Origin of the sequence: Sphingopyxis sp. QXT-31 (assembly GCF_001984035.1) — a bacterium.
GTDB lineage: Bacteria > Pseudomonadota > Alphaproteobacteria > Sphingomonadales > Sphingomonadaceae > Sphingopyxis.
In genome coordinates, this window is sequence record NZ_CP019449.1 from 2,699,143 (window position 1) to 2,720,333 (window position 21,191).

At 66.4% G+C, this 21,191-nt stretch carries 18 protein-coding genes; 11 read left to right on the forward strand and 7 right to left on the reverse strand.

Going from position 1 to position 21,191, the window contains the following annotated elements:
- Positions 1 to 28 precede the first annotated feature (28 nt).
- Positions 29 to 847: an SDR family NAD(P)-dependent oxidoreductase gene (locus BWQ93_RS12970; protein WP_077030912.1), complete on the reverse strand. Its 819-nt coding sequence runs from the start codon at positions 845 to 847 to the stop codon at positions 29 to 31.
- A 120-nt stretch (positions 848 to 967) separates the two neighbouring features.
- On the opposite strand from BWQ93_RS12970, the gene BWQ93_RS12975 reads away from it, so the two are divergent.
- The 3 genes from BWQ93_RS12975 (at position 968) to BWQ93_RS12985 (ending at position 3,513) form a co-directional block, all read left to right on the forward strand.
- The gene (locus BWQ93_RS12975; protein ID WP_077030913.1) at positions 968 to 2,503 is read left to right on the forward strand and encodes a M20/M25/M40 family metallo-hydrolase; all 1,536 of its coding nucleotides are present in this window, start codon (positions 968 to 970) and stop codon (positions 2,501 to 2,503) included.
- Between the two features lie 53 nt (positions 2,504 to 2,556).
- Positions 2,557 to 2,832 carry a hypothetical protein gene (locus BWQ93_RS12980; RefSeq protein ID WP_077030914.1) on the forward strand — a complete coding sequence of 92 codons (276 nt, stop codon included), beginning with the start codon at positions 2,557 to 2,559 and terminating at the stop codon, positions 2,830 to 2,832.
- A gap of 297 nt (positions 2,833 to 3,129) precedes the next feature.
- On the forward strand, positions 3,130 to 3,513 hold the full coding sequence (locus BWQ93_RS12985) for a hypothetical protein (RefSeq protein ID WP_077030915.1): 384 nt from the start codon (positions 3,130 to 3,132) through the stop codon (positions 3,511 to 3,513).
- Positions 3,514 to 4,011: 498 nt separating this feature from the next.
- On the opposite strand, the gene BWQ93_RS12990 is transcribed toward BWQ93_RS12985, so the two are convergent.
- The 6 genes from BWQ93_RS12990 to BWQ93_RS13015 form a co-directional block, all read right to left on the reverse strand.
- Positions 4,012 to 5,139 carry an MBL fold metallo-hydrolase gene (locus tag BWQ93_RS12990; protein WP_083720867.1) on the reverse strand — a complete coding sequence of 376 codons (1,128 nt, stop codon included), beginning with the start codon at positions 5,137 to 5,139 and terminating at the stop codon, positions 4,012 to 4,014.
- A gap of 3 nt (positions 5,140 to 5,142) precedes the next feature.
- Positions 5,143 to 5,790: a DUF1013 domain-containing protein gene (locus BWQ93_RS12995; protein WP_077032397.1), complete on the reverse strand. Its 648-nt coding sequence runs from the start codon at positions 5,788 to 5,790 to the stop codon at positions 5,143 to 5,145.
- Positions 5,791 to 6,165: 375 nt separating this feature from the next.
- A complete protein-coding gene (locus BWQ93_RS13000) occupies positions 6,166 to 6,423 on the reverse strand; it encodes a hypothetical protein (protein ID WP_077030916.1) in 258 nt (85 codons plus the stop codon).
- A 47-nt stretch (positions 6,424 to 6,470) separates the two neighbouring features.
- Positions 6,471 to 7,094, reverse strand: coding sequence for a glutathione S-transferase family protein (locus tag BWQ93_RS13005; protein ID WP_077030917.1), 624 nt, complete (start codon positions 7,092 to 7,094; stop codon positions 6,471 to 6,473).
- Positions 7,095 to 7,178: 84 nt separating this feature from the next.
- Positions 7,179 to 7,721 carry a hypothetical protein gene (locus tag BWQ93_RS13010; RefSeq protein ID WP_077030918.1) on the reverse strand — a complete coding sequence of 181 codons (543 nt, stop codon included), beginning with the start codon at positions 7,719 to 7,721 and terminating at the stop codon, positions 7,179 to 7,181.
- Positions 7,722 to 7,799: 78 nt separating this feature from the next.
- Complete coding sequence (locus BWQ93_RS13015) at positions 7,800 to 8,780, reverse strand: NAD(P)H-quinone oxidoreductase (protein ID WP_077030919.1); 981 nt, start codon at positions 8,778 to 8,780, stop codon at positions 7,800 to 7,802.
- Positions 8,781 to 8,897: 117 nt separating this feature from the next.
- On the opposite strand from BWQ93_RS13015, the gene BWQ93_RS13020 reads away from it, so the two are divergent.
- From BWQ93_RS13020 to BWQ93_RS13055, 8 genes are all read left to right on the forward strand, one after another.
- Complete coding sequence (locus tag BWQ93_RS13020) at positions 8,898 to 9,095, forward strand: DUF1192 domain-containing protein (protein ID WP_077030920.1); 198 nt, start codon at positions 8,898 to 8,900, stop codon at positions 9,093 to 9,095.
- Positions 9,096 to 9,473: 378 nt separating this feature from the next.
- Positions 9,474 to 11,810 (forward strand): ATP-dependent Clp protease ATP-binding subunit ClpA, encoded by a 2,337-nt coding sequence (gene clpA, locus BWQ93_RS13025; protein ID WP_077032399.1) that lies wholly within the window; start codon positions 9,474 to 9,476, stop codon positions 11,808 to 11,810.
- Between the two features lie 64 nt (positions 11,811 to 11,874).
- Positions 11,875 to 12,714: a type I methionyl aminopeptidase gene (gene map / locus BWQ93_RS13030; RefSeq protein WP_077030921.1), complete on the forward strand. Its 840-nt coding sequence runs from the start codon at positions 11,875 to 11,877 to the stop codon at positions 12,712 to 12,714.
- 287 nt (positions 12,715 to 13,001) lie between these two features.
- On the forward strand, positions 13,002 to 15,188 hold the full coding sequence (locus tag BWQ93_RS13035) for a PQQ-dependent dehydrogenase, methanol/ethanol family (RefSeq protein ID WP_077030922.1): 2,187 nt from the start codon (positions 13,002 to 13,004) through the stop codon (positions 15,186 to 15,188).
- Between the two features lie 232 nt (positions 15,189 to 15,420).
- Entirely contained in the window at positions 15,421 to 15,759 is a 339-nt protein-coding gene (locus tag BWQ93_RS13040; protein ID WP_037518110.1) for a P-II family nitrogen regulator, read from the forward strand.
- A gap of 74 nt (positions 15,760 to 15,833) precedes the next feature.
- Positions 15,834 to 17,246 carry a type I glutamate--ammonia ligase gene (gene glnA / locus BWQ93_RS13045; protein WP_077030923.1) on the forward strand — a complete coding sequence of 471 codons (1,413 nt, stop codon included), beginning with the start codon at positions 15,834 to 15,836 and terminating at the stop codon, positions 17,244 to 17,246.
- Between the two features lie 371 nt (positions 17,247 to 17,617).
- Entirely contained in the window at positions 17,618 to 18,058 is a 441-nt protein-coding gene (locus BWQ93_RS13050; RefSeq protein WP_077030924.1) for a hypothetical protein, read from the forward strand.
- A gap of 146 nt (positions 18,059 to 18,204) precedes the next feature.
- Positions 18,205 to 20,994 carry a DUF3857 domain-containing protein gene (locus BWQ93_RS13055; RefSeq protein ID WP_198040387.1) on the forward strand — a complete coding sequence of 930 codons (2,790 nt, stop codon included), beginning with the start codon at positions 18,205 to 18,207 and terminating at the stop codon, positions 20,992 to 20,994.
- Positions 20,995 to 21,191 lie beyond the last annotated feature (197 nt).

Genomic DNA, 21,191 nt, shown 5'->3' on the forward strand with positions numbered 1-21,191 from the left:
GCCTTCGCCGGGATGACGGTGGCCTATGCTAATCGCGCCGTTTGATCGCCACCTGCGATTCGATCACCTTCTGCACGTCCCACGCTTCGTCGCCCGGCGTGCGCGGCGCATATTTCGCGTAGGCCGCATAGGCCTCGCCCCAGCGCTCCTCCATGCGCACGACATTATAGGGGTGGCTGACGAGATAGAATTCGCCCGCCTCCATCTGCGGCACGATCCGGTCTGCAAAGGCGTCGGCGTCCATCGCGGGTTCGACGTGGCGCGTCATGTCGGACTTGACCCAGCCGGGGATGATCACGCCGACGTCGATCGCGGGTGCGACCTCGCCCCGCAGCATGTCCATCAGGCCGAGCACCGCATGCTTGCTCGCCACATAGGCGCCGCCATTGACGCGCAGCGCGTTGAAGAAAGCATTCTCCGACGCGGTCGCATAGAGGCCCGCGGGCAAGCCATCGGCCTGGAAGCGGCGGCCGAAGGCGGCGAGCACGGTCCACACACCCCAGAAATTGACCTCGAACAAGGCGCGCGCTTCGGCGGGGTCGCAGTCGATCACCGACGCGCGCGGACCGCCGATGCCGGCATTGGCGATCACCGCGTCGGCGCGGCCGTGCCGCTCCCATGCAAAATCGGCGAGCGCCTCGACCGACGCGGCGTCGGTGACGTCGGCAGCGAAGGCCAGCGCCTCGACGCCGAGTGCCTCCAAAGCCGCCACCGCCTCGGCCAGCTTCTCCGCTCGCGGCTCGCTGAGGATCACCCGCGCGCCCGCGGCACCGAGCCGTTTCGCCAGCGCAAAACCGATCCCCGTCGCGCCGCCGGTGATCGCAACGCTCTTGCCCGTAAAATCCATCGCTCGCCTCCGTCGATGAAGACGTTAGGCGGGGCGCGGCGACGCCGTCAACGCGCGGCTTGCGTTCCGCGCCCGAGGCGCCAAACTGCTTCGCATACGAACAACTCAAGGGGACGCCGAATGGATTTCCGTAACGTCAATGCCTGGAATCGCCGCGACCTGATTCGCGGCGGCGCGATGCTTTCCGCCGGGGCGATGCTGATGCGCCCGCTGCCGGGGCTCGCCGCGAACGGGCCGATGGCGGATATCCGCAAGGCTGCCGAGGCGGGCAAGGACGCCTCGCTCAAACGCATCCGCGACTGGATCGCGCTCCCCTCGATCGCCGCCGAGAACCGCAGCATGGCCGAGGGTGCGGCCTATATGGCCGAGCTCGCGAAGGACGCGGGCTTCACCAATGTCGAGATCGTGCCCACCGACGGTCATCCAGGCGTCTTCGGCACCATCGACGTCGGCGCGCCGCGCACGCTCGGCATCTATTTCATGTACGACGTCAAGCAGTTCGATCCCGCCGAATGGTCGTCGCCGCCGCTCGAGGGCAAGATGGTCGACCGGCCCGGCTTCGGCCTGTCGATCATGGGCCGCGGCGCGGTGAACCAGAAGGGCCCGGAGGCGAGCTTCCTCGCCGCACTCCACGCGATCCGCGCCGCCAAGGCCAAGCTGCCGGTGAACATCGTCCTCGTCTGCGAGGGCGAGGAAGAGATCGGTTCGCCGCATTTCCGCCAGATCGCGACCAAGCCCAATATCCTCGCGGCGCTCAAGAAGTGCGAGGGCATCTTCATCCCCTTCGCCTCGCAGGGCAAGTCGGGCAATGTCACGGTCAACCTGGGATCGAAGGGGATCATCGAACTCGAACTGGTCGCCAGCGGCGAGAAATGGGGCCGCGGCCCCAAGGGTGACGTGCACTCCAGCCTGAAGGCGATGGTCGATTCACCCGCCTGGCGGCTGGTGCAGGCGCTGCAGACGTTGGTCACCGACGGCGGCAACACGCCCGCGATCGAGGGCTGGTTCGACAATGTCCGCCCGCTCACGGCGCGCGAAAAGGAACTCATCCGCGCCGCGGCAAAGGCGGGCGACGAGGAACAGCAAAAGGCGGCGCTCGGCATCACCCACTGGATCGACAACCTCGCCTATGACGACGCGCTGATCCGCCTCGCGCAGCAGCCGACGGTCAATATCGAGGGGCTCGTCGCGGGCTATACCGGGCCCGGCGGCAAGACCGTGCTCCCCGGCCGCGCGGTCGCCAAGCTCGACCTCCGCCTCGTCCCCAACCAGACGCGCGCCGAGGCCGAGAAGAAGCTCCGCGCGCATCTCGACAAGCATGGCTTCACCGACGTCGAGGTCAATGTCTCGGGCGGCTACGACCCGACCGAGGTCGCCGAGGACAGCCGCCTCGTCCGCTCGGAACTCGCGACCTACAAGAAGCTCGGCGTCGCGACGAGCCTCAACCCGCGCATGGCGGGCAGTTGGCCGGGATCGACCTTCACCGCGGCGCCCGTGTCGATCCCCGCGGCGCATTTCGGCATCGGCCACGGCTCGGGCGCGCACGCCCCCGACGAATATTTCCTGATCGATTCGACCAATCCCAAGGTCGCGGGGCTGGTCGACGCGACGATGGGCTTCGCCGAATTCCTCTATGTGCTGGCGGCGATAAAATAGGGGCGGCGGCGGGGCGCTGGACTAGCAGCGCCCGCCGCCCCATATCGCGGATCATGTGGATCGCGATCATCGCCATTTTCGCCGCGGGCATCGGCAATTTCGCGATGCACCGCGCCTTCATGGAAAGCGACGATCCGCTGATCCGGCAGATGGTCAAGCCGCTGGCCGACAAGGTCGGGCCGAATGTCACCTATGTCTTCGAATTTTTGTTGCTGGTCGGCGCGATGGCGATCGCGACGCGCAACTGGTTCACCGGGCTGCTGCTCTACGGGCTCTACACGATCTTTAACGCGATGGCGTTCAGCTGGGTGATGAACCGGCCGAAGTGACTGCTTGGGCAGGAGCCGCGCAAGACAGAGGCGGACCGCCGTGTCGCGGATGTCGGTCCTATTGGTTTCGCGCAAAGACGCAAAGACACGAAGATGTCGCGCCGGCCGCGAAGCAGTTTTTTTCCTCCAATGCTGAGTCATGATGCAACGTTGATGAGGAGGCGACCTAACGGTCGCGCGCCAGCCTCTTCGCGCGTTTGCATTTTTGCGCGAAACAAAAAAGGACGCACCTGTGGGCACTGCTCTGACGGAGAGACAGCAAACGACCGATTGCGGGCATGCAGATTCCGTTACCCTATGCAGATGACCGAATATCCAGATACCGGCGCAATCGCGGAAGCGTGGATAGCCGAGAGACTTGCAAACCTCACTGTCGCCCAAGGAGAGCCCATTGAGGTGGAGTATACGGATTTGCTCGATGGACTAATATTCGCGCAACCCTCTGTGGCATGGGAAGCCCTCAAAAACATCTCACGCGATCAGCGGGTAGACCCGGTCGACGATGTTTTCGGAATGGGGCCGCTCAGCTCGTTCATTTTTCGGTGCGGCGTCGACTTCCGCAAAGAGATTCATGATTTCTGGAAGCTAAATTCCAGATTCCGAGGGCAGTATAAGATGGTGGTGCTTAGGGATATTGCTGAGGCAATCGTTGCGCCCGACAGCATTGTGGATGCTGCCTAAACCGCGCATATATTGACGTCCGCTTCCCACCCCATTTCAGTCGTTCGCCGCCGATGCGGACGCGGTGACCGCTAACGGGCGGTAGCTGCCGTTCGCAGGGTTATGCTCTCTCCCCTTGAGGGGAGAGATACGCAGGCTTGGCAGCCTGCTGCCTAGCCGGAGTTGAGAGGGGTTTCCGACCGCCAGAGGCGTCCAAGCACCCCTCTCCAAGCTTCGCTAGCTCCTGACGGAGCAAGCTGCGCTATCCTCTCCCCTCAAGGGGAGAGGGCTTTACGGCAGCTTCCCACCCCAAAGCGGACAGCGTCTGCAAATAAGGCTTTCCTACATTATTCGGCTGTGCCAGCCTTCATTCGACTCGTTCATTCGGTGGACAAAAGCGGTCGCCCCCGCCGCGCGGATGCGACCCACCGTACCGGGCGCGTCCAGCACGTCGCAAGTGCCGAAAGGGGATGCCCAAAGGGCTGAACTTTACTGAACTTTGAAGACGCCGCGCGGCCGTCACGCGGCCCCGTGGTACCACCACACGCCGTCGCGATCCTCGCGCTTCACCCGCCCCTCGACCTCGAGCCGCCGCAGATGCGCGAGCGCCTCGCCGGTCGCCATGCCAAGCTGCTCGCCGCCGATCGGCCGGTTGAACAGCAAGGGGAAGCTGTCGACCGCACGCATCGGCGCCCTGGCGATCGACTCGGACAGATTATAGAGCCGCATGCGATGCTCGTCGCGGAGCGCCATCAGCCGGACGTGCAGCCCCTTGAACGGCTGGCCGTGCGCGGGGCAGGTGATCACGTCTGCGGGCACCGTCGCGATCAGCTTGTCGATCGACGCCAGCCATTCGCCCAGCGGATCGGCATCGGGCTCGGTGATGTTGACCGACACGTTCGAGCTGATCCGCGGCAGCACCTGGTCGCCCGACACCAGCACGCCCTCGCGCTCGTTCCACAGGCACGCATGTTCGGGGCTGTGTCCCGACCCGACGACGACGCGCCACCGATGCGCGCCCATGTCGAGCACATCGCCGTCCTTGATCCGCGTGTAGCTGCGCGGCAGCGGGTACATCACCATCGCAAAGCGACCCCAGCCGCCATTGCGCTGCGCGTCTATCTGCTCGTCGTCCCAGCCCGCGGCGCGCGATTGCGCCAGCGCCTCTTCGGGCACCGTCTCGCCGGTGTCGCCGACGATCATCCGGGCGGTCAGCATCTCGCCGCGCGTCATCCACAGCTGGACGCCCTTCTTCTTCGCGATCCAGCCCGCGAGCCCGATATGGTCGGGGTGGAGGTGCGTGCCGATGACGCGGGTGACCGGCACATCCTTGAGCGCCCCCGCGTAAAGCGCCTTCCACGCGTCCGAGCAGATGGTGAGGCACACGCCGGTGTCGACGACCGCGACGCCGTCATGGTCGTCGAGCAGCCAGCTGTTGATATGGCCGAGCGACCCCGGCATCGGGATGCGCGCCCAGCTGATCCCCGGCGCGATGCGGATCGTCTCGCCCGCCCCCGGCGCGGCATCGCCCCAGGGATAGGTCAGCCCGGCGTGGCTGGTCGCGGTGAAGCTGTCGTCCTGCGTCAGCGAGGCGTCCGGCGAGCCGCTGGCCGCCGGGATGCCCTCGTCGTCGCCGACCGACGCCACGCCTTATGCGGCCGTTTCGTCGTTCGCCGCTTCGGCGGCTTCCTCCGCGGCGCGCGCTTCGGCGGCGGCGGTGCGTTCGGCGCGCAGTTCCTCGAGCAGCGCCTCGCGGTCGCCCTCGAAACGGCTGTCCTCGGGCGCCTTGATCCCCGCCTTCTTCGCGGCCTTGGCGACGAGCGCGTCGAGTTCGCGCTGCGAGCAGAGGCCGAGCGTCACCGGATCCTTGGGGACGATGTTCGCGCTGTTCCAGTGGCTGCGGTCGCGGATCGCGCCGATGGTGTTGCGCGTGGTGCCGATCAGCTTGCCGATCGCGCCGTCCGACACTTCGGGGTGGTTCTTCAGGATCCAGGCGATGCCGTCGGGCTTGTCCTGGCGCTTGCTCACGGGCGTGTAGCGCGGACCGCGGGTGCGGCGGATCGTGTCCTGCGCCTGCTTGCTCATCTTGAGCTTGTAATTGGGGTCGTTCTGACCCTTTTCGATCTCGTCCATCGACAGCTCGTGCGCGCGCACGGGGTCGCGACCGGTATATTTGGTCGCGGCGGTTTCGTCGGCGATCGCCTGGACCTCGAGGATGTGGATGCCGCAATATTCGGCGATCTGGACGAAGGTGAGGCCGGTGTTGTCGACCAGCCAGGCGGCGGTCGCGTGCGGCATCAACGGGGTGGCATCGGCATTGGCCATGACTGCTCTCCAAAAGCGCAAATGAAAGCCCCGCCCCTCGCGGGGCGGAAATAATAAGGGCCGCCCCTCGCGGGGCGGCCGGACATTGGGTGGGGCTATATGCCGGTTTCGAAAAAGGGGCAAGTGCGGGGATTCAGCGAGGGCTGCGTCGGCTTTTGGGGTGGAGAGCGGCCGTCCGCCCTACCCCGTTCCCCGGCGAAAGCCGGGGCCCAGGATGCGAGGGCTGCGCTTGCCATCTGGACCCCGGCTTTCGCCGGGGAACGGCAAGGTTCGTCCGAAACCGGACTCGCTGTTACGCCCTGATCACAATGGCCTCGGCCACTCTCGCCCCGCAAATGTTCGCGAACGTCAGCCCCGCCCCGATCGAAGCGCCGCGCGAACGATGCTGAGCGTGCCGGTGGCGGATATGACGATCGCAATTCCCATGAACAGCGCGATGGGCCCCCACGGATAATAGCCGAAATCCGGCTGCGGCTGCGCTGGCCGGTTCAGCCATTCGATGGAAACCACGGCCAGCGGAGCGGCGCACAGAAATGTCCACAGCAGAAGCCGCTCCTTGTAGACGGCGACGACGCAGCAGGCGGCCCAGATCAGGAAGAAGATCATTCCGGGATGATAGGCTCGACGAAGCGCGGGAGCAATATCCCGCCGGGCTATGCCCCCATCGCCACGAACCCCGGCTCGGCCTCGACCCGCGCGATCCAGGCCTGCACCGCGGGATAGTCCGCCAGCGCGAACAGCCCGCTGTCCTCGGCGACATGCGTATAGGCATAGAGCGCGATGTCGGCGAGCGACAGATCCGCCCCGACCAGCCACTCGCGCCCCGCGAGATGCGCGTCCATCAGCTTCAGCGCCGCGGCGCCCGCCTGCTGCTTCACCGGCACCTGGGCGCGCTGGATGTCGGTGAAATTGGCCTCGCCGACCCATTTCATCCAGAAGCGCAAGGTCGCCACATTGGGTTCGTGATTATATTGTTCCCAGAACATCCAGTGCAGCATGTCCGCGCGTTCGAACCGGTCATAAGGGACGAGATGCGTGCCGTCGGCGAGCCAGAAGCAAGCGGCATTGCTCTCGGGCAGAAATTGGTCACCGACCTGCAGCACGGGAATACGCCCGTTCGGATTGACCTCGGCGAGGAAGGTCGGCGTCCGCGTCTCGCCCTGCATGATGTCATATTCTCGCCGCTCGATCGGATAGTCGAGCAAAGCCGCGGTCATGCGGATTTTGTAGCAATTTCCGCTTGGCGCATATTCGTGAAGGATCGGCCAGTCGCTCATCGCTTCCCCCCGGAGGCGCTTGCGGCACCCCCCGGCGCCACCCGCGCCTCTATGCGGGGATCGCGTCCGGCCCGCAAGCGGCGCTTACGGACCGCAGCGCCACTCGCCCGCGAACACCCGCACCGCGCCGTCGGCGCGGTCGCCTGTCAGCGTCGCGGGGCTCGGCGGCGATTCGCCGCCGCCCGTCGCGGGGCCGGTGAGCGCGAGGCGCAGTTGCAGCCCCTTGCCCGTGAAGCGCGCGCCCTTGGTCATGCCGTCGAAGCCGCCGGGCGACGCGACGCGCTCGATCGTCGTTCCGACCTTGACGATCCCACGCGCCGGATCGCTCGACGCGACATCGCCCATCGCGACCAGAATCGGCGGCGTGGCAGCGTCGGCGGCAAAGCTGCAGCCAAGTTCGCCGGGCAGTTTGGCCGCCGAAACATCGGCCGGGGTCAGGCCGGCAAGGTCGATCGGCGAGCCGTCGCCGCCCTTGGTCGGGATATCGACGGGCTTGATCGGCGGCGGCAGGCCGTCGCTCGCCGCCGCGCTCTTCTCGGGCTGCGCCGCGGGCTGGTCGGCCGCCGGCTGCGAACAGGCGGCAAGGCCGAGCGCAAGGACCGCGACCGAGGCATAAGAAAAGCGCATGGAAAATCTCCTGGTGGTATTCAGAACGGCCCCCGCCGCCTCTGAACAACCGCCGAAAGGCGATGCGCGTTCCTCCATTCACCCCACGCTGAGCACGATTTTCCCGACATGTTCGCCCGCCTGCATGCGCGCGTGCGCCGCGGCCGCCTCGGCGAGCGGGAAGGCGCGGTCCATCGCGGGCTTCCACGCGCCTTCGCTCAAACGCGGCCAGACGGTGCGCGCGATTTCGTCCGCCAGCGCCGCCTTGAAGTCGGCGCTGCGCGCGCGGAGCGTCGATCCGGTCATCGTCAGCCGGCGGCGCATGACCTGCGAAATGTCGATCTCGACCTTCGCGCCGCGCTGGAAGGCGATGGTGACGTGGCGTCCGTCGTCGGCGAGGCATTCGAGGTTGCGCGGCACATAATCGCCGCCGACCATGTCGAGCACGGCGTTCACGCCCGCGCCGCCGGTGAAGGCCTTCACCGCCTCGACATAGTCTTCGCGCGAATAGTCGATGGCGAGATCGGCGCCGAGCGCGGTCGCGGCGGCGCATTTGCCGGCGCTGCCGCAGGTCACGATGACCCTGATCCCGAAGAGTTTGCACAGCCCGATCGCGGTCGTGCCGATGCCGCTGGTGCCGCCGTGGACGAGCACGGTCTCGCCCTCCATCACCCACGCGCGCTCGAACAGATTGTGCCACACGGTGAAGACCGTTTCGGGCAGCGCTGCGGCTTCGGCCATCGAAAAGCCCCGCGGCACCGGCAGGCAGCTTCCCGCCGGCGCGAGGCAATATTCGGCATAGCCGCCGCCCGCGACGAGCGCGCACACCGCCTGCCCCAGCATCTCGGGATCGCCCCCCGGCCCCACCGCAACGACGGTCCCCGCGATCTCGAGCCCCGGCAGGTCCGACGCGCCCGGCGGCGGCGGATAGAAGCCCATGCGCTGCAGCACGTCGGGGCGGTTGACCCCCGCCGCGGCGACGCGGACGAGCAGTTCGCCCGGTCCCGGTCGCGGCACGGGACGCGTTTCGGGGACAAGAACCTCGGGCCCGCCCGGCGCGCTGATGGCGATGGCGGTCATGCTGTCCGGCACGCTGGTCACGTTCGAAATCCCCCTGCTTCCCACAGGGGCGCCTTATTGACAGCCCGGGGCGGCGGGTCAACAAGTTCGGCCTGCGAAAAGAGGAGGATGCCCGCCATGGACGACGACGACCTTCCCCGCCGCCGCGACGATGTGCTCGCGGCGCTGACCAAACAGCCGCTCGATCCGCTGTCGCTCGACGAACTCGACGAACGCGTCGCGGTGCTCGAGGGCGAGATCGCGCGCGTCAAGGCGCACAAGGCGACCGCCGCGGGGCACAAGGCGATCGCGGAGTCGCTGTTCAAGAAGGGGTGACGGGTATCGGGCGGTTGCGGACGGAAAAATCCTCCCTGTGGCCGAAGGCCATGGGGAGAGGGACCGCCGCCGCAGGCGGTGGTGGAGGGGCTGAAAGGTCGCGCGACGCCTGACGGCGTCGGCCCCTCCGTCAGCGGCTTCGCCGCTGCCACCTCCCCATCGCTTCGCGACAGGGAGGATTATGACGTCCGCTCCCCACCCCACCCGACCCCCCCACCCGAATTCTCAACGCCCCGTTAACCATAACGAAAGCCTGTCATCGTAATTTCACATGGACGTCTCCGCTTTTCCCTTGCGGTGGGGCGGCGGCATCGCCACCTTGTGTTCCTAAGGGGGCCGCCATCTCCCCGGCCTGGTCCCCGCAAGGAGATGAAGACCATGCCGTCCTTTTCGGAGAGCCTCGAAAAGACCCTGCACAACGCTTTGAAGGCCGCTTCGGAGCGTCACCACGAATATGCGACGCTCGAGCATCTGCTCTACGCGCTGATCGACGACGATCATGCCGCCGAAGTGATGCGCGCCTGCGGCGTCGCGCTCGACGACCTGCAATCGGCGGTCGTCCATTATCTCGACACCGAGCTCGACAGCCTGAAGGTCGAAGGGCACAGCGACCCGTCGCCGACGTCGGGCTTCCAGCGCGTCGTCCAGCGCGCTATCCTGCACGTCCAGTCGTCGGGCAAGGACGAGGTGACCGGCGCCAACGTCCTCGTCGCGCTCTTCTCCGAACGCGAAAGCTACGCGGTCTATTTCCTCCAGCAGCAGGACCTGACGCGCCTCGACGCGGTCTCGTACCTCAGCCACGGCGTCGGCAAGGGCGGCAAGCCCTCGCCGCAGGCCGAGCCCGAGGAGAAGGAAGAGGCGAAGGACAAGTCGGACGCGAAGAACAAGAAAGAGACCGCGCTCGACCAGTTCACCGTCAACCTCAACGAGAAGGCCAAGGTCGGCAAGGTCGACCCGCTGATCGGCCGCAGCGCCGAGGTCGACCGTACGATCCAGATCCTCTGCCGCCGCAGCAAGAACAACCCGCTGTACGTGGGCGATCCCGGCGTCGGCAAGACCGCGATCGCCGAGGGCCTCGCGCGCAAGATCATCGAGGGCGACGTGCCCGAGGTGCTGCTGCCCGCGGTCATCTATTCGCTCGATATGGGCGCGCTGCTCGCGGGCACGCGCTACCGCGGCGATTTCGAGGAGCGGCTGAAACAGGTCGTCACCGAACTCGAAGGCCTGCCGCACGCGATCCTGTTCATCGACGAGATCCACACGGTGATCGGCGCCGGCGCGACGAGCGGCGGCGCGATGGACGCGTCGAACCTGCTCAAGCCTGCGCTGTCAGGCGGCGTCATCCGCTGCATCGGCTCGACGACCTACAAGGAGTTCCGCAATCACTTCGAAAAGGACCGCGCGCTGCTCCGCCGCTTCCAGAAGATCGACGTGATCGAGCCCACGCTCGAGGACACCAAGAAGATCCTCGCAGGCCTGCGCAGCGCGTTCGAGAGCCACCATCAGGTGCGCTACACCCCCGACGCGATCAACGCCGCGGTCGAGCTCAGCGCGCGCTACATCAACGACCGCAAATTGCCCGACAAGGCGATCGACGTGATCGACGAGGTCGGCGCGATGCAGATGCTCGTCGCCCCGTCGAAGCGCAAGAAGACGATCACCGCCAAGGAGATCGAGGCGGTCATCGCGACGATGGCGCGCATCCCGCCCAAATCGGTGTCGAGCGACGACAAGAAGGTCCTCGAAACGCTCGAGACCGACCTGAAGCGCGTCGTCTTCGGCCAGAACACCGCAATCGAGGTGCTCTCGTCGGCGATCAAGCTGTCGCGCGCGGGTCTGCGCGATCCCGAGAAGCCGATCGGCAACTATCTCTTCTCGGGCCCCACCGGCGTCGGCAAGACCGAGGTCGCCAAGCAGCTCGCGTCGATCATGGGCATCCCGCTCCAGCGCTTCGACATGAGCGAATATATGGAGCGCCACAGCGTGTCGCGCCTGATCGGTGCGCCTCCGGGCTATGTCGGTTACGACCAAGGCGGGCTGCTCACCGATGCGATCGACCAGAACCCGCATTGCGTGCTGCTGCTCGACGAGATCGAGAAGGCGCACCCCGACCTGTTCAACATCCTCTTGCAGGTGATGGACAATGGCCGGCTGACCGACCACCATGGCAAGACCGTCGACTTCCGCAACGTCGTGCTGATCATGACGACCAATGCGGGCGCCAGCGACATGGCGCGCGAGTCGATCGGCTTCGGCGCATCGACGCGCGAGGATGTCCAGGAAGAGGCGGTGAAGCGCATGTTCACCCCCGAATTCCGCAACCGCCTCGATGCGATCGTGCCCTTCGGCTATCTGCCGCCCGAGGTCGTCGCGCGCGTGGTCGACAAGTTCATCCTCCAGCTCGAACTCCAGCTGGCTGATCGCAACGTCCATATCCAGCTCGACGACGGCGCCCGCGAATGGCTGACCGCCAAGGGCTACGACAAGCTCTATGGCGCGCGTCCGATGGGCCGCCTGATCCAGGAAAAGATCAAGCAGCCGCTGGCCGAGGAACTGCTCTTCGGCAAGCTGGTCCATGGCGGCGAGGTCAAGGTGAAGATGAAGACCGGCGACGACGCCAAGGTCGGGAACCCGCTCACCTTCGAAATCACCCCCGCCCCGCCCAAGGCGAGCAAGGGCAAGGCGAAGACCAAGCTCGACAAGGCGGCGGAATAAAGGCGACGGGGCGGCCATGGTGCCGCCCCTCGCTTTTTGACCCCCCATCGCCTATACCGCCCCCATGTACGACTATGTCACCGTAAGCGCCGCCGACACGGCCGCGCCCGCCCGCGTTCGCGACGGCACGATCAAGCTGCACGACGCGGCGGGCTTTGCCGGGATGCGCAAGGCGGGGCGGCTGTCGGCCGAAATCCTCGACGCGCTCGTCCCCTTCGTCCAGCCGGGCGTCACCACGGCGGAGATCGACGACCTCGTCCGCACGATGATGTTAGAGGGCGGCGGCATTCCTGCGACGCTCGGCTATCGCGGTTTTACGCACAGCTGCTGTACCAGCATCAACCATGTCGTGTGCCACGGCATCCCCGACGACAAACCGGTGCGCGAGGGCGATATCGTCAACATCGACGTGACGACGATCATCGACGGCTGGCACGGCGACACCAGCCGCATGTATCTGGTCGGCGATGTGCCGATCAAGGCGAAGCGGCTGGTCGAGGTGACCTACGAGTGCCTGATGCTCGGCATCGAGCAGGCCAAGCCCGGCAACCGCATGGGCGACGTCGCGCATGCGATCCAGACGCATGCCGAAAAGCACCGCTATTCGGTGGTGCGCGACTTCTGCGGCCACGGGCTCGGCCAGATGTTCCACGACGCGCCCGAGGTGGTCCACGCCGGCCGCCCCGGCACCGGCCCGGAACTGCGCCCCGGCATGTTCTTCACGATCGAGCCGATGATCAACACCGGCAAATATGCGGTGAAGATGCTCGCCGACGGCTGGACCGCGGTGACCCGCGACCGCAGCCTCTCGGCGCAGTTCGAGCACAGCATCGGCATCACCGAAACCGGCTGCGAAATCTTCACCGCCAGCTCCAAAGGCCTGAACGCGCCGCCCTGGGCCTGATTCCTTCTCCCTCGATGGGAGAAGGATATGAAACCTTTCCGCGGAGCGACTAGGCGAAGTTGGATGAGGGTGATGGTGCGTCACCGAACCCCCGCATCAGGCCGGCACCGCACCCCCACCGCTACGACTGGCGAACAAGCTCGCAAGTCCGGCTGCCCCCCCCATCGAGCGGGAGGGTAAGACAAGCCCACCCCCACCACCCCCCATTTTCCCGCTTGCGCCCGCCCCCCTTCGCGCGCAGACTTGACGTTAACGTCAAGCATAGGCGTCGAACGGGAGAGCATGAGATGGCGAAACGGGTCTTTTCGGCCGCGCTGCTGGGCTGCGCGGTTTTGGCACTGGCGGCGTGCAACGCCTCGAAGAACGACAGCATCTCGGGCGGTGCCTCGCTCGACGATGCCGAAAAGGCCAGCGAGACCCTGCTCAAGACCGGCGGCAATGGCGACGACTGGGGCGCGATCGGCTTCAGCTACGACGAACAGCGCTTCAGCCCGCTCAAGGATATTGACGCGTCGAACGTCGGCCAGCTCGGCATCGCCTGGACCGCCGACCTCGACGATGCGCGCGGGCAGGAAGCGACCCCGGTGGTGGTCGACGGCGTGATGTATGTGAGCCACGCCTGGTCGAAGGTCAGCGCCTGGGACGCCGCGACGGGCAAATTGCTGTGGAAATTCGACCCCAAGGTCCCCGGGGAACGCGCGGTCCACGCCTGCTGCGACGTCGTCAACCGCGGCGTCGCGGTTTGGGGCGACAAATTGTTCGTCGGCGCGCTCGACGGCCGGCTGATCGCGCTCGACAGGAAGACCGGTACCGAGGTCTGGTCGACCCAGACCTTCGACGCCGAACGGCCCTACACCATCACCGGCGCCCCGCGCGTCGTGAAGGACATGGTGCTGATCGGCAATGGGGGTGCCGAATTCGGCGTCCGCGGCTATGTCACCGCCTATGATGCCGACACCGGCAAGGAACGCTGGCGCTTCTACACCGCGCCCAACCCCAACAAGGAAAAGGACGGCGCCGCCTCCGACGACATTTTTGCGAGCAAGGCCAATGCGACCTGGTCCGACAAGGGCGAGTGGCAGACCTCGGGCGGCGGCGGCACCGTGTGGGACGCGATCGTCTACGACAAGGATCTCGACCAGGTCTATCTCGGGGTCGGCAACGGCAACCCGTGGAACCACGGGACGCGCTCCAATGGTCAGGGCGACAACTGGTTCCTCTCGTCGGTGGTCGCGCTCGACGCCTCGACCGGCGCCTACAAATGGCATTATCAGGAAACCCCGGCCGAGACTTGGGACTATACCGCGACCCAGCCGATCATCCTCGCCGAGCAGCAGGTCGACGGCAAACCCGTCAAGGTGCTGTACCATGCACCCAAGAACGGCTTTTTCTTCACCATCGACCGCACGACCGGCAAGCTGATCGACGCCAAGCCCTTCGTCGACGGCATCAACTGGGCCACCGGCTACGACCTCAAGACCGGGCGCCCGATCGAAAATCCCGAGGCGCGCTTCTACAAGACCGGCAAGCCCTTCATCGCGATCCCCGGCGCGCTCGGTGCGCACAACTGGCACCCGATGAGCTACAACCCCGCGACGGGCCTCGTCTATATCCCCGCGCAGCAGATCCCGCAGGGCTATCTCGCCGACATGAACGAGCTCGACAAGCGCAAGGTCGTCGGCTTCAACATCGGCACGTCGCTCACCGGCACACTGCTCCCCGACGACAAGGCCGCGTTCCGCGCCGCGGTCGCCGCGACCACCGGGCGGCTCGTCGCCTTCGACCCGCGCAGCGGCAAGGTCGCGTGGAGCGTCGCGCACCCCGCGGCATGGAACGGCGGCACGATGACCACCGCGGGCAATCTCGTCTTCCAGGGCACCAGCACCGGCCGCTTCCGCGCCTATACCGCCGACACCGGCAAGCAACTCCTCGACCTCGACATGCAGTCGGGGATCGTCAGCGCGCCTTCAACCTTCCGCGTCGGCGGCGTGCAATATGTGGCGTTCATGACCAGCAAGGGCGGCGCCTTCCCGCTCGTCGCCGGGGTCGCCGGCGGCGTGACGCGCAAGGTGCCCAACATCCCGCGCCTCGTCGTGCTCAAGGTCGGCGGGACCGCCAAGCTGCCCGCGCCGCCCGCCTCGACGACGCTCGCGTGGAACCCGCCGCCGCAGTTCGGCACCGCCGCACAGGTCGCCGCGGGCAAGGCGCATTTCGGGCGCTATTGCATCGTCTGCCACGGCGACAGCGCGATCGGCAACGGCTTCACCCCCGACCTCCGCGTCTCGGGCACGCTCGCCAACGCCGATGCGTGGAAGGGTGTCGTCGTGGACGGCATGCTCAAGGACCGCGGCATGGTGAGCTTCGCCAACGTGCTCACGCCTGCCGACGCCGAGGCGCTGCGCGCCTATGTCATCGACCGCTCGAACTGGACCAAGGCGAACTTGGCGGACTCGTCCGCCCCGATGGGACGCTGATATGCCGCTTTTTTAGGCAATGCGGTTGCGCCGTTGCCCACGCCTTGGGCAGCGGCGCAATTTGCTTTCAAAATTCTTACCGGAAGCTTGCGATTCGGCAATTGGCACGGCTTTTGATTGGTGCAACATGACGGGGCCTCGCAGCGACTCAAGGTGAGTGCGAACCGGACAGGCAGGCCTGGTCCGGCTCTGGCTGCAGGCATCGATAAAGCCCAAGTGGGGGACATGACGCGTGAAGAAGATTGAGGCGATCATCAAGCCGTTCAAGCTCGACGAAGTGAAGGAAGCGCTGCACGAGGTCGGCGTCAGCGGCATCACCGTGACCGAAGCGAAGGGCTTCGGCCGCCAGAAGGGCCACACCGAACTCTATCGCGGCGCCGAATATGTCGTCGATTTCCTGCCCAAGGTGAAGCTCGAGGTCATCGTCGAAGATTCGATGGCCGAGCGCGTGGTCGAGGCGATCGCCGCCGCCGCGCAGACCGGCCGCATCGGCGACGGCAAGATTTTCGTCATCCCGGTCGAGACCGCGCTGCGCATCCGCACCGGCGAGCGCAACGAGGACGCGCTCTGACCAGCATAAGCTCTCCAATCCTGTTCAACTAAACCGGCCCGGCCGGTCATCATCGCAAGAAGGAAGTTCAGACCATGGCCACCAAGCCCAAGGACATCATCGCCCGCATCAAGGACAACGACATCGAGTGGGTCGATCTGCGTTTCACCGATCCCAAGGGCAAGTGGCAGCACCTCACCATGTGCGCCGGCGTGATCGACGAGGATGCGCTCGAGGACGGCCTGATGTTCGACGGTTCGTCGATCGAGGGCTGGAAGGCGATCAACGAGAGCGACATGATCCTGAAGCCCGACCTCGACGCCGTTTACGACGATCCCTTCTCGGCCACCCCGATGATGGTGATCTTCTGCGACATCGTCGAGCCGTCGACCGGCGAAGGCTACGCCCGCGACCCGCGCACGACGGCGAAGCGCGCCGAGGCCTATGTCGCCTCGACCGGCGTCGGCGACACCGTCTATGTCGGCCCCGAGGCCGAATTCTTCATGTTCGACGACGTGCGTTTCGAAACCGGCTACAACAAGTCGGGCTTCGAGATCGACGATATCGAGCTGCCGACCAACACCGGCCGCAGCTACGAAGGCGGCAACCTCGGCCACCGTCCGCGCGCCAAGGGCGGCTATTTCCCCGTCGCGCCGGTCGATAGCGCCGTCGACATCCGCGCCGAGATGGTCTCGACGATGCTCGAAATGGGCCTGCCTTGCGACAAGCACCACCATGAGGTCGCCGCGGCGCAGCACGAGCTGGGCCTGACCTTCGGCACGCTCACCGAAACCGCCGACCGCATGCAGATCTACAAATATGTCGTGCACCAGGTCGCGCATGCCTATGGCAAGACCGCGACCTTCATGCCCAAGCCGATCAAGGACGACAACGGCAGCGGCATGCACACCCACATCTCGATCTGGGAAAAGGGCAAGCCGCTCTTCGCCGGCAACGGCTATGCGGGCCTCAGCGACATGTGCCTCTATTTCATCGGCGGCGTCGTCAAGCACGCCAAGGCCTTGAACGCCTTCACCAACCCGACGACGAACAGCTACAAGCGCCTCGTTCCCGGCTTCGAAGCGCCGGTGCTGCTCGCCTATTCGAGCCGCAACCGCTCGGCCTCGTGCCGCATCCCCTATGGCGCGGGCGCCAAGGCGAAGCGCGTCGAATTCCGCTTCCCCGATGCAATGGCCAACCCCTATCTCTGCTATTCGGCGCTGCTGATGGCGGGGCTCGACGGCATCGCGAACAAGATCCACCCGGGCGACCCGATGGACAAGAATCTCTATGACCTGCCGCCCGAGGAACTGGCCGAAGTCCCGACCGTCTGCGGCTCGCTGCGCGAAGCGCTCGACAGCCTGCTCGCCGACCACGACTTCCTGCTGAAGGGCGACGTGTTCACCAAGGACCAGATCGAGGCCTATGTCGAACTGAAGTGGGACGAAGTCTATCGTTTCGAACAGACGCCGAGCCCGGTCGAGTTCGACATGTATTACAGCGCCTGATCCTTCGGGTCAGCGACGCGTAAGAAGGGCATCCGGTCTGGGGGGACCGGGCGCCCTTTTTTCTGGAGCGACGCCGGGGGTCGGCTTTGGGGTGGGGAGCGGACGTTCCTAATCCTCCCTGCGGCGTAGCCGTGGGGAGGGGGACCGCCGCGAAGCGGTGGTGGAGGGGCGATGCCATAAGCGTCGGTCTGAGGCCGCCGCCCCTCCACCACCGCCTGCGGCGGCGGTCCCCCTCCCCATCGCTTCGCGACAGGGAGGATTATGATGACCGCTTCCGCCCGAAACCCGCCATCCCGTCCCCAAATCCAATTTCGTCACCCGCCCCAATAAATCGCTTTCCTAAAATATTCCGCTATGGTCCATACTGTCGGATGACCGACCCGACTCGCCCGCCTGGCGCTCCCGCCCGCCTCCTCGAAGGCACCATTCTCGCCTTTACGCCCGTCGCGCAGCAGCGCTGCCGCGCCGACGGCTGGACGCCGCTCACGCAGGAACGTTTCATCCGCGCGCTCGAGGCGATGGGCTCGGTCGGCGCCGCGGCGAAGACGGTCGGCATGAGCCGCCGCTCGGCGTACAAGCTGCGCGACCACGACGATGCCGGCAGCTTCGCCCGCGCCTGGGATCAGGCGCTCGATCTCGGCCGCGGGCGGATGTTCGACTATGCGATGGAGCGCGCGCTGAACGGCGTCACCACCGTGCGCATCTTTCGCGGCGGCGCGGTCGACATCAGTTGCGGCCCCAACATGGACCTCGTCAACGCCGCGATCCGCGAACCGTCGGCGCCCGCTAAGGGCACAAAGGTAACAAAATAGTCGCTACCGACCGGAGAACTTTGTGAACTTAAGCCGCAAAAGGCCGCGATCGCCTCTTATTCTTTTTTTGCCGCAAACCCGGCGCAAAGACATTGGTAACGCGCATGATCCAAGCTAGATCAGTGACATCAGGGGGAGTTTCATTCGTGCGCAAGTTTGCCATTCTTCTGGCCGCCTCGGCCTTGGCGCTCGCCGCGCCCGCCCTTGCCGCCGACACGCCGGCCTATGGCGCGCCGGCGGCATGGGTGGTGCCGCACGCCGGGCCGCTGCCCGTGGGCGATGCCGCGACGCCGTGGCTGCTCAGCGACGAACAGATATTGATCGAGGCCGACAAGCGCTCGACTTTCACCGACCACGCCTTTCGCATCGCCTCGGCCGACGCGCTGCGCAACTGGGACGACCTGCAATTCGTGTGGCAGCCCGACCGCGACGACCTGATCGTCCACAAGCTCGAGATCGTCCGCGGCGGCGCCACCATCGATCTGCTCGCGCAGGGGCTCAAGCTCACCGTGCTCCGCCGCGAAACCGCGTTCGAGCAGAAGATGATCGACGGGCTGCTCACCGCGACCGCGGCGATCGAGGATCTGCGCGTCGGCGACACGGTGCGTTTCTCGGTAACCGTCGTCGAACGCAGCGACGTGCTCGCGGGCAATGGCGAGGCCTTTGCCAATGTCCAGGCGAAACCCGCCGCGATGGCGCAGGGCTCGCTCCGCGTGCTGTGGCCCAGGGCGCTGCCGGTGAAGTGGAAAGCCTTCGGCAAGGGCATCGCGCCGGTCGAGGCCGATCAGGGCGCGTACCACATCCTCACCCAGTCCCAGCCGGTGATCAAGCAGGACGAGATGCCGCAGGACGCGCCGCTGCGCTATCGCCGCCCGCCGGGGCTCGAATTTTCGACCTTCGCCAGCTGGACCGACCTGTCGCGCACCGTCGCGCCGCTTTACGCGACCACCGGCACGGTCAAGGAGAGCGGCACGCTCGCCGCCGCGATCGACAAGATCGCCGCCTCGACCAAGGACCCCAAGGCGCGCGCCGCCGCCGCGCTCGCCTTTGTCCAGAACGAGATCCGCTATCTCTACAACGGCCTCGCCAACGGCAATTATGTGCCGCAAAAGCCCGAGGAAACGTGGACGCTGCGCTATGGCGACTGCAAGGCAAAGACCTTGCTGCTGCTCGCGGTTCTGGACCGCCTCGGCATCGCGGCGCAGCCTACGCTCGTCCATTCGACGCTCGGCGATGCGCTGCCCGACCGGCTGCCGACGCTCGGCGCCTTCGACCATGTCATCGTCCAGGCGGCGATCGACGGCACCGATTACTGGCTCGACGGCACCACCGCGGGCACGCATGTCGCGGATCTCGCCGACGTCCCGCCCTTCCGCCACGCGCTGCCGCTGACCAACGCGGGCCATGACCTCGCGCCGCTGCCCGTGCGGCGCCCGGCGCGGCCCGACATGACCGTCAGCATCGCTTACGACCAGTCGGCGGGCACCGCTTTTCCGCCGCTCTTCGACATGCGCTTCACCATGCGCGGCGAGCTTGCGACGCGCATGAGGGGCATGGCGGCGCAGGCGACCCCCGAACAATTGCGCGACCTCGCGCAGGGCGCGCTCGGCGACTTCGTCAACAACGGCCAGATCCACACGCGCGCGATCGAGATCGACGAGGCGGCGGGCACCGCGACGATCCGCGCCGCGGGTGTCGGCAATCTGCCATGGGTCCGCGACGAGCAGCGCCCCTATGTGAAGCTCGACGGGCTGATCGGCGATTTCGAGGTCAGCGCCGACCGCAGCCGCGCCGCGTGGCGGAGCATTCCGGTCGCGGGCGGCCAGCCCAGCCTGATCGTGCGCGAAATCAGCCTCAAGCTGCCGCGCGCCGATGGTTTTGCGATGGAGGGCGACACCGCCGCCGACCTGATGATCGCGGGCATCGGCATGCAGCGTGAGGCGAAGCTCGCCGGCGACCGCCTCGAACAGCGCGAGACGATCTGGACCACCGGGCGCGAGGTCGCGGTCGATCAGCTGCCCGCCGCGCGCGCGGCGACCGCCGCCGCCAAGCAGCGCGAATTCCGTTTGCGCGCCCCCGCGGGCTTCCCTTCGCGCACCGAGGAGATTGCCGAAGCCAAGAAGGCGAAGCGCCTCGGCCCGCTGCTGGCCGCCTATCAAAAGGCCATCGACGACGATCCCGAAGTCGCAAACGGCTATCTCAACCGCGCCGTCTTCCACGCCGGCATCTTCGAACCCAAGGCTGCGATTGCGGATATGGGCGAGGCGCTGAAGCGCGAGGCCGATGCGGCGACCTATCTGCGCCGCGCGGGCCTTTATTTCGACACCGGCGATTTCAAGGCGGCCCTCGCCGACACCGACGAGGTGCTGGCGCTCGATCCGGGGTCTGAAACCGCGCTCGACTACAAGATCCGCCTGTTCGCCGAACTCAAGCAGTTCGACGATTCGCTCGCGCTCAACGACGAGCAGATCGCCGCAGCGAAGGACAAGCGCGGCTGGGTCGCGCTCAAGGCCGAGACGCTCGGCAAGGCTGGGCGCGCCGAAGAGGGCGCCGCGCTGCTCGCCGAAGCGCTGACTGAGCGGCCGGGCGACCCGGGCCTGCTCAACGGCCTCTGCTGGCTCAAGGGCACACGCTCGTTCGAACTCGAATCGGCGCTCAAGGATTGCACCCGCGCGATCGAGCTCACCGACGATCCGGCGGCGGTGCTCGACAGCCGCGCGATGGTCTTTTTCCGCCTCGGCCGGATGGAGGAGGCGCGCGCCGACCTCGACGCCGCGCTCAAGATCAGCCCGAACATGCCGGGGTCGCTCTACATGCGCGGCATTGTCAAGCTGCGCGGCGACGACCGCGCCGGCGGTCAGGCCGACCTCGCGCTCGCGCGGTTGCAACGGGGCCGCATCGACACCGAATATTCGGGCTTCGGGATCACGCCCTGAGAGGGTGATGAATGGCGGCTTTGGGGTGGAGAGCGGACCTCCTAATCCTCCCTGTCGCGAAGCGATGGGGAGGGGGACAGTTTGGGGTCGTCCGGTCCCCCGGACCGGACTCGGATTGCCGGGGGCAATTCAAGTCCAAACTCGAAGCATGGTGGAGGGGTGCGTGCAGCCGAAGTCGGCCTATGGCCTCCCGCTCC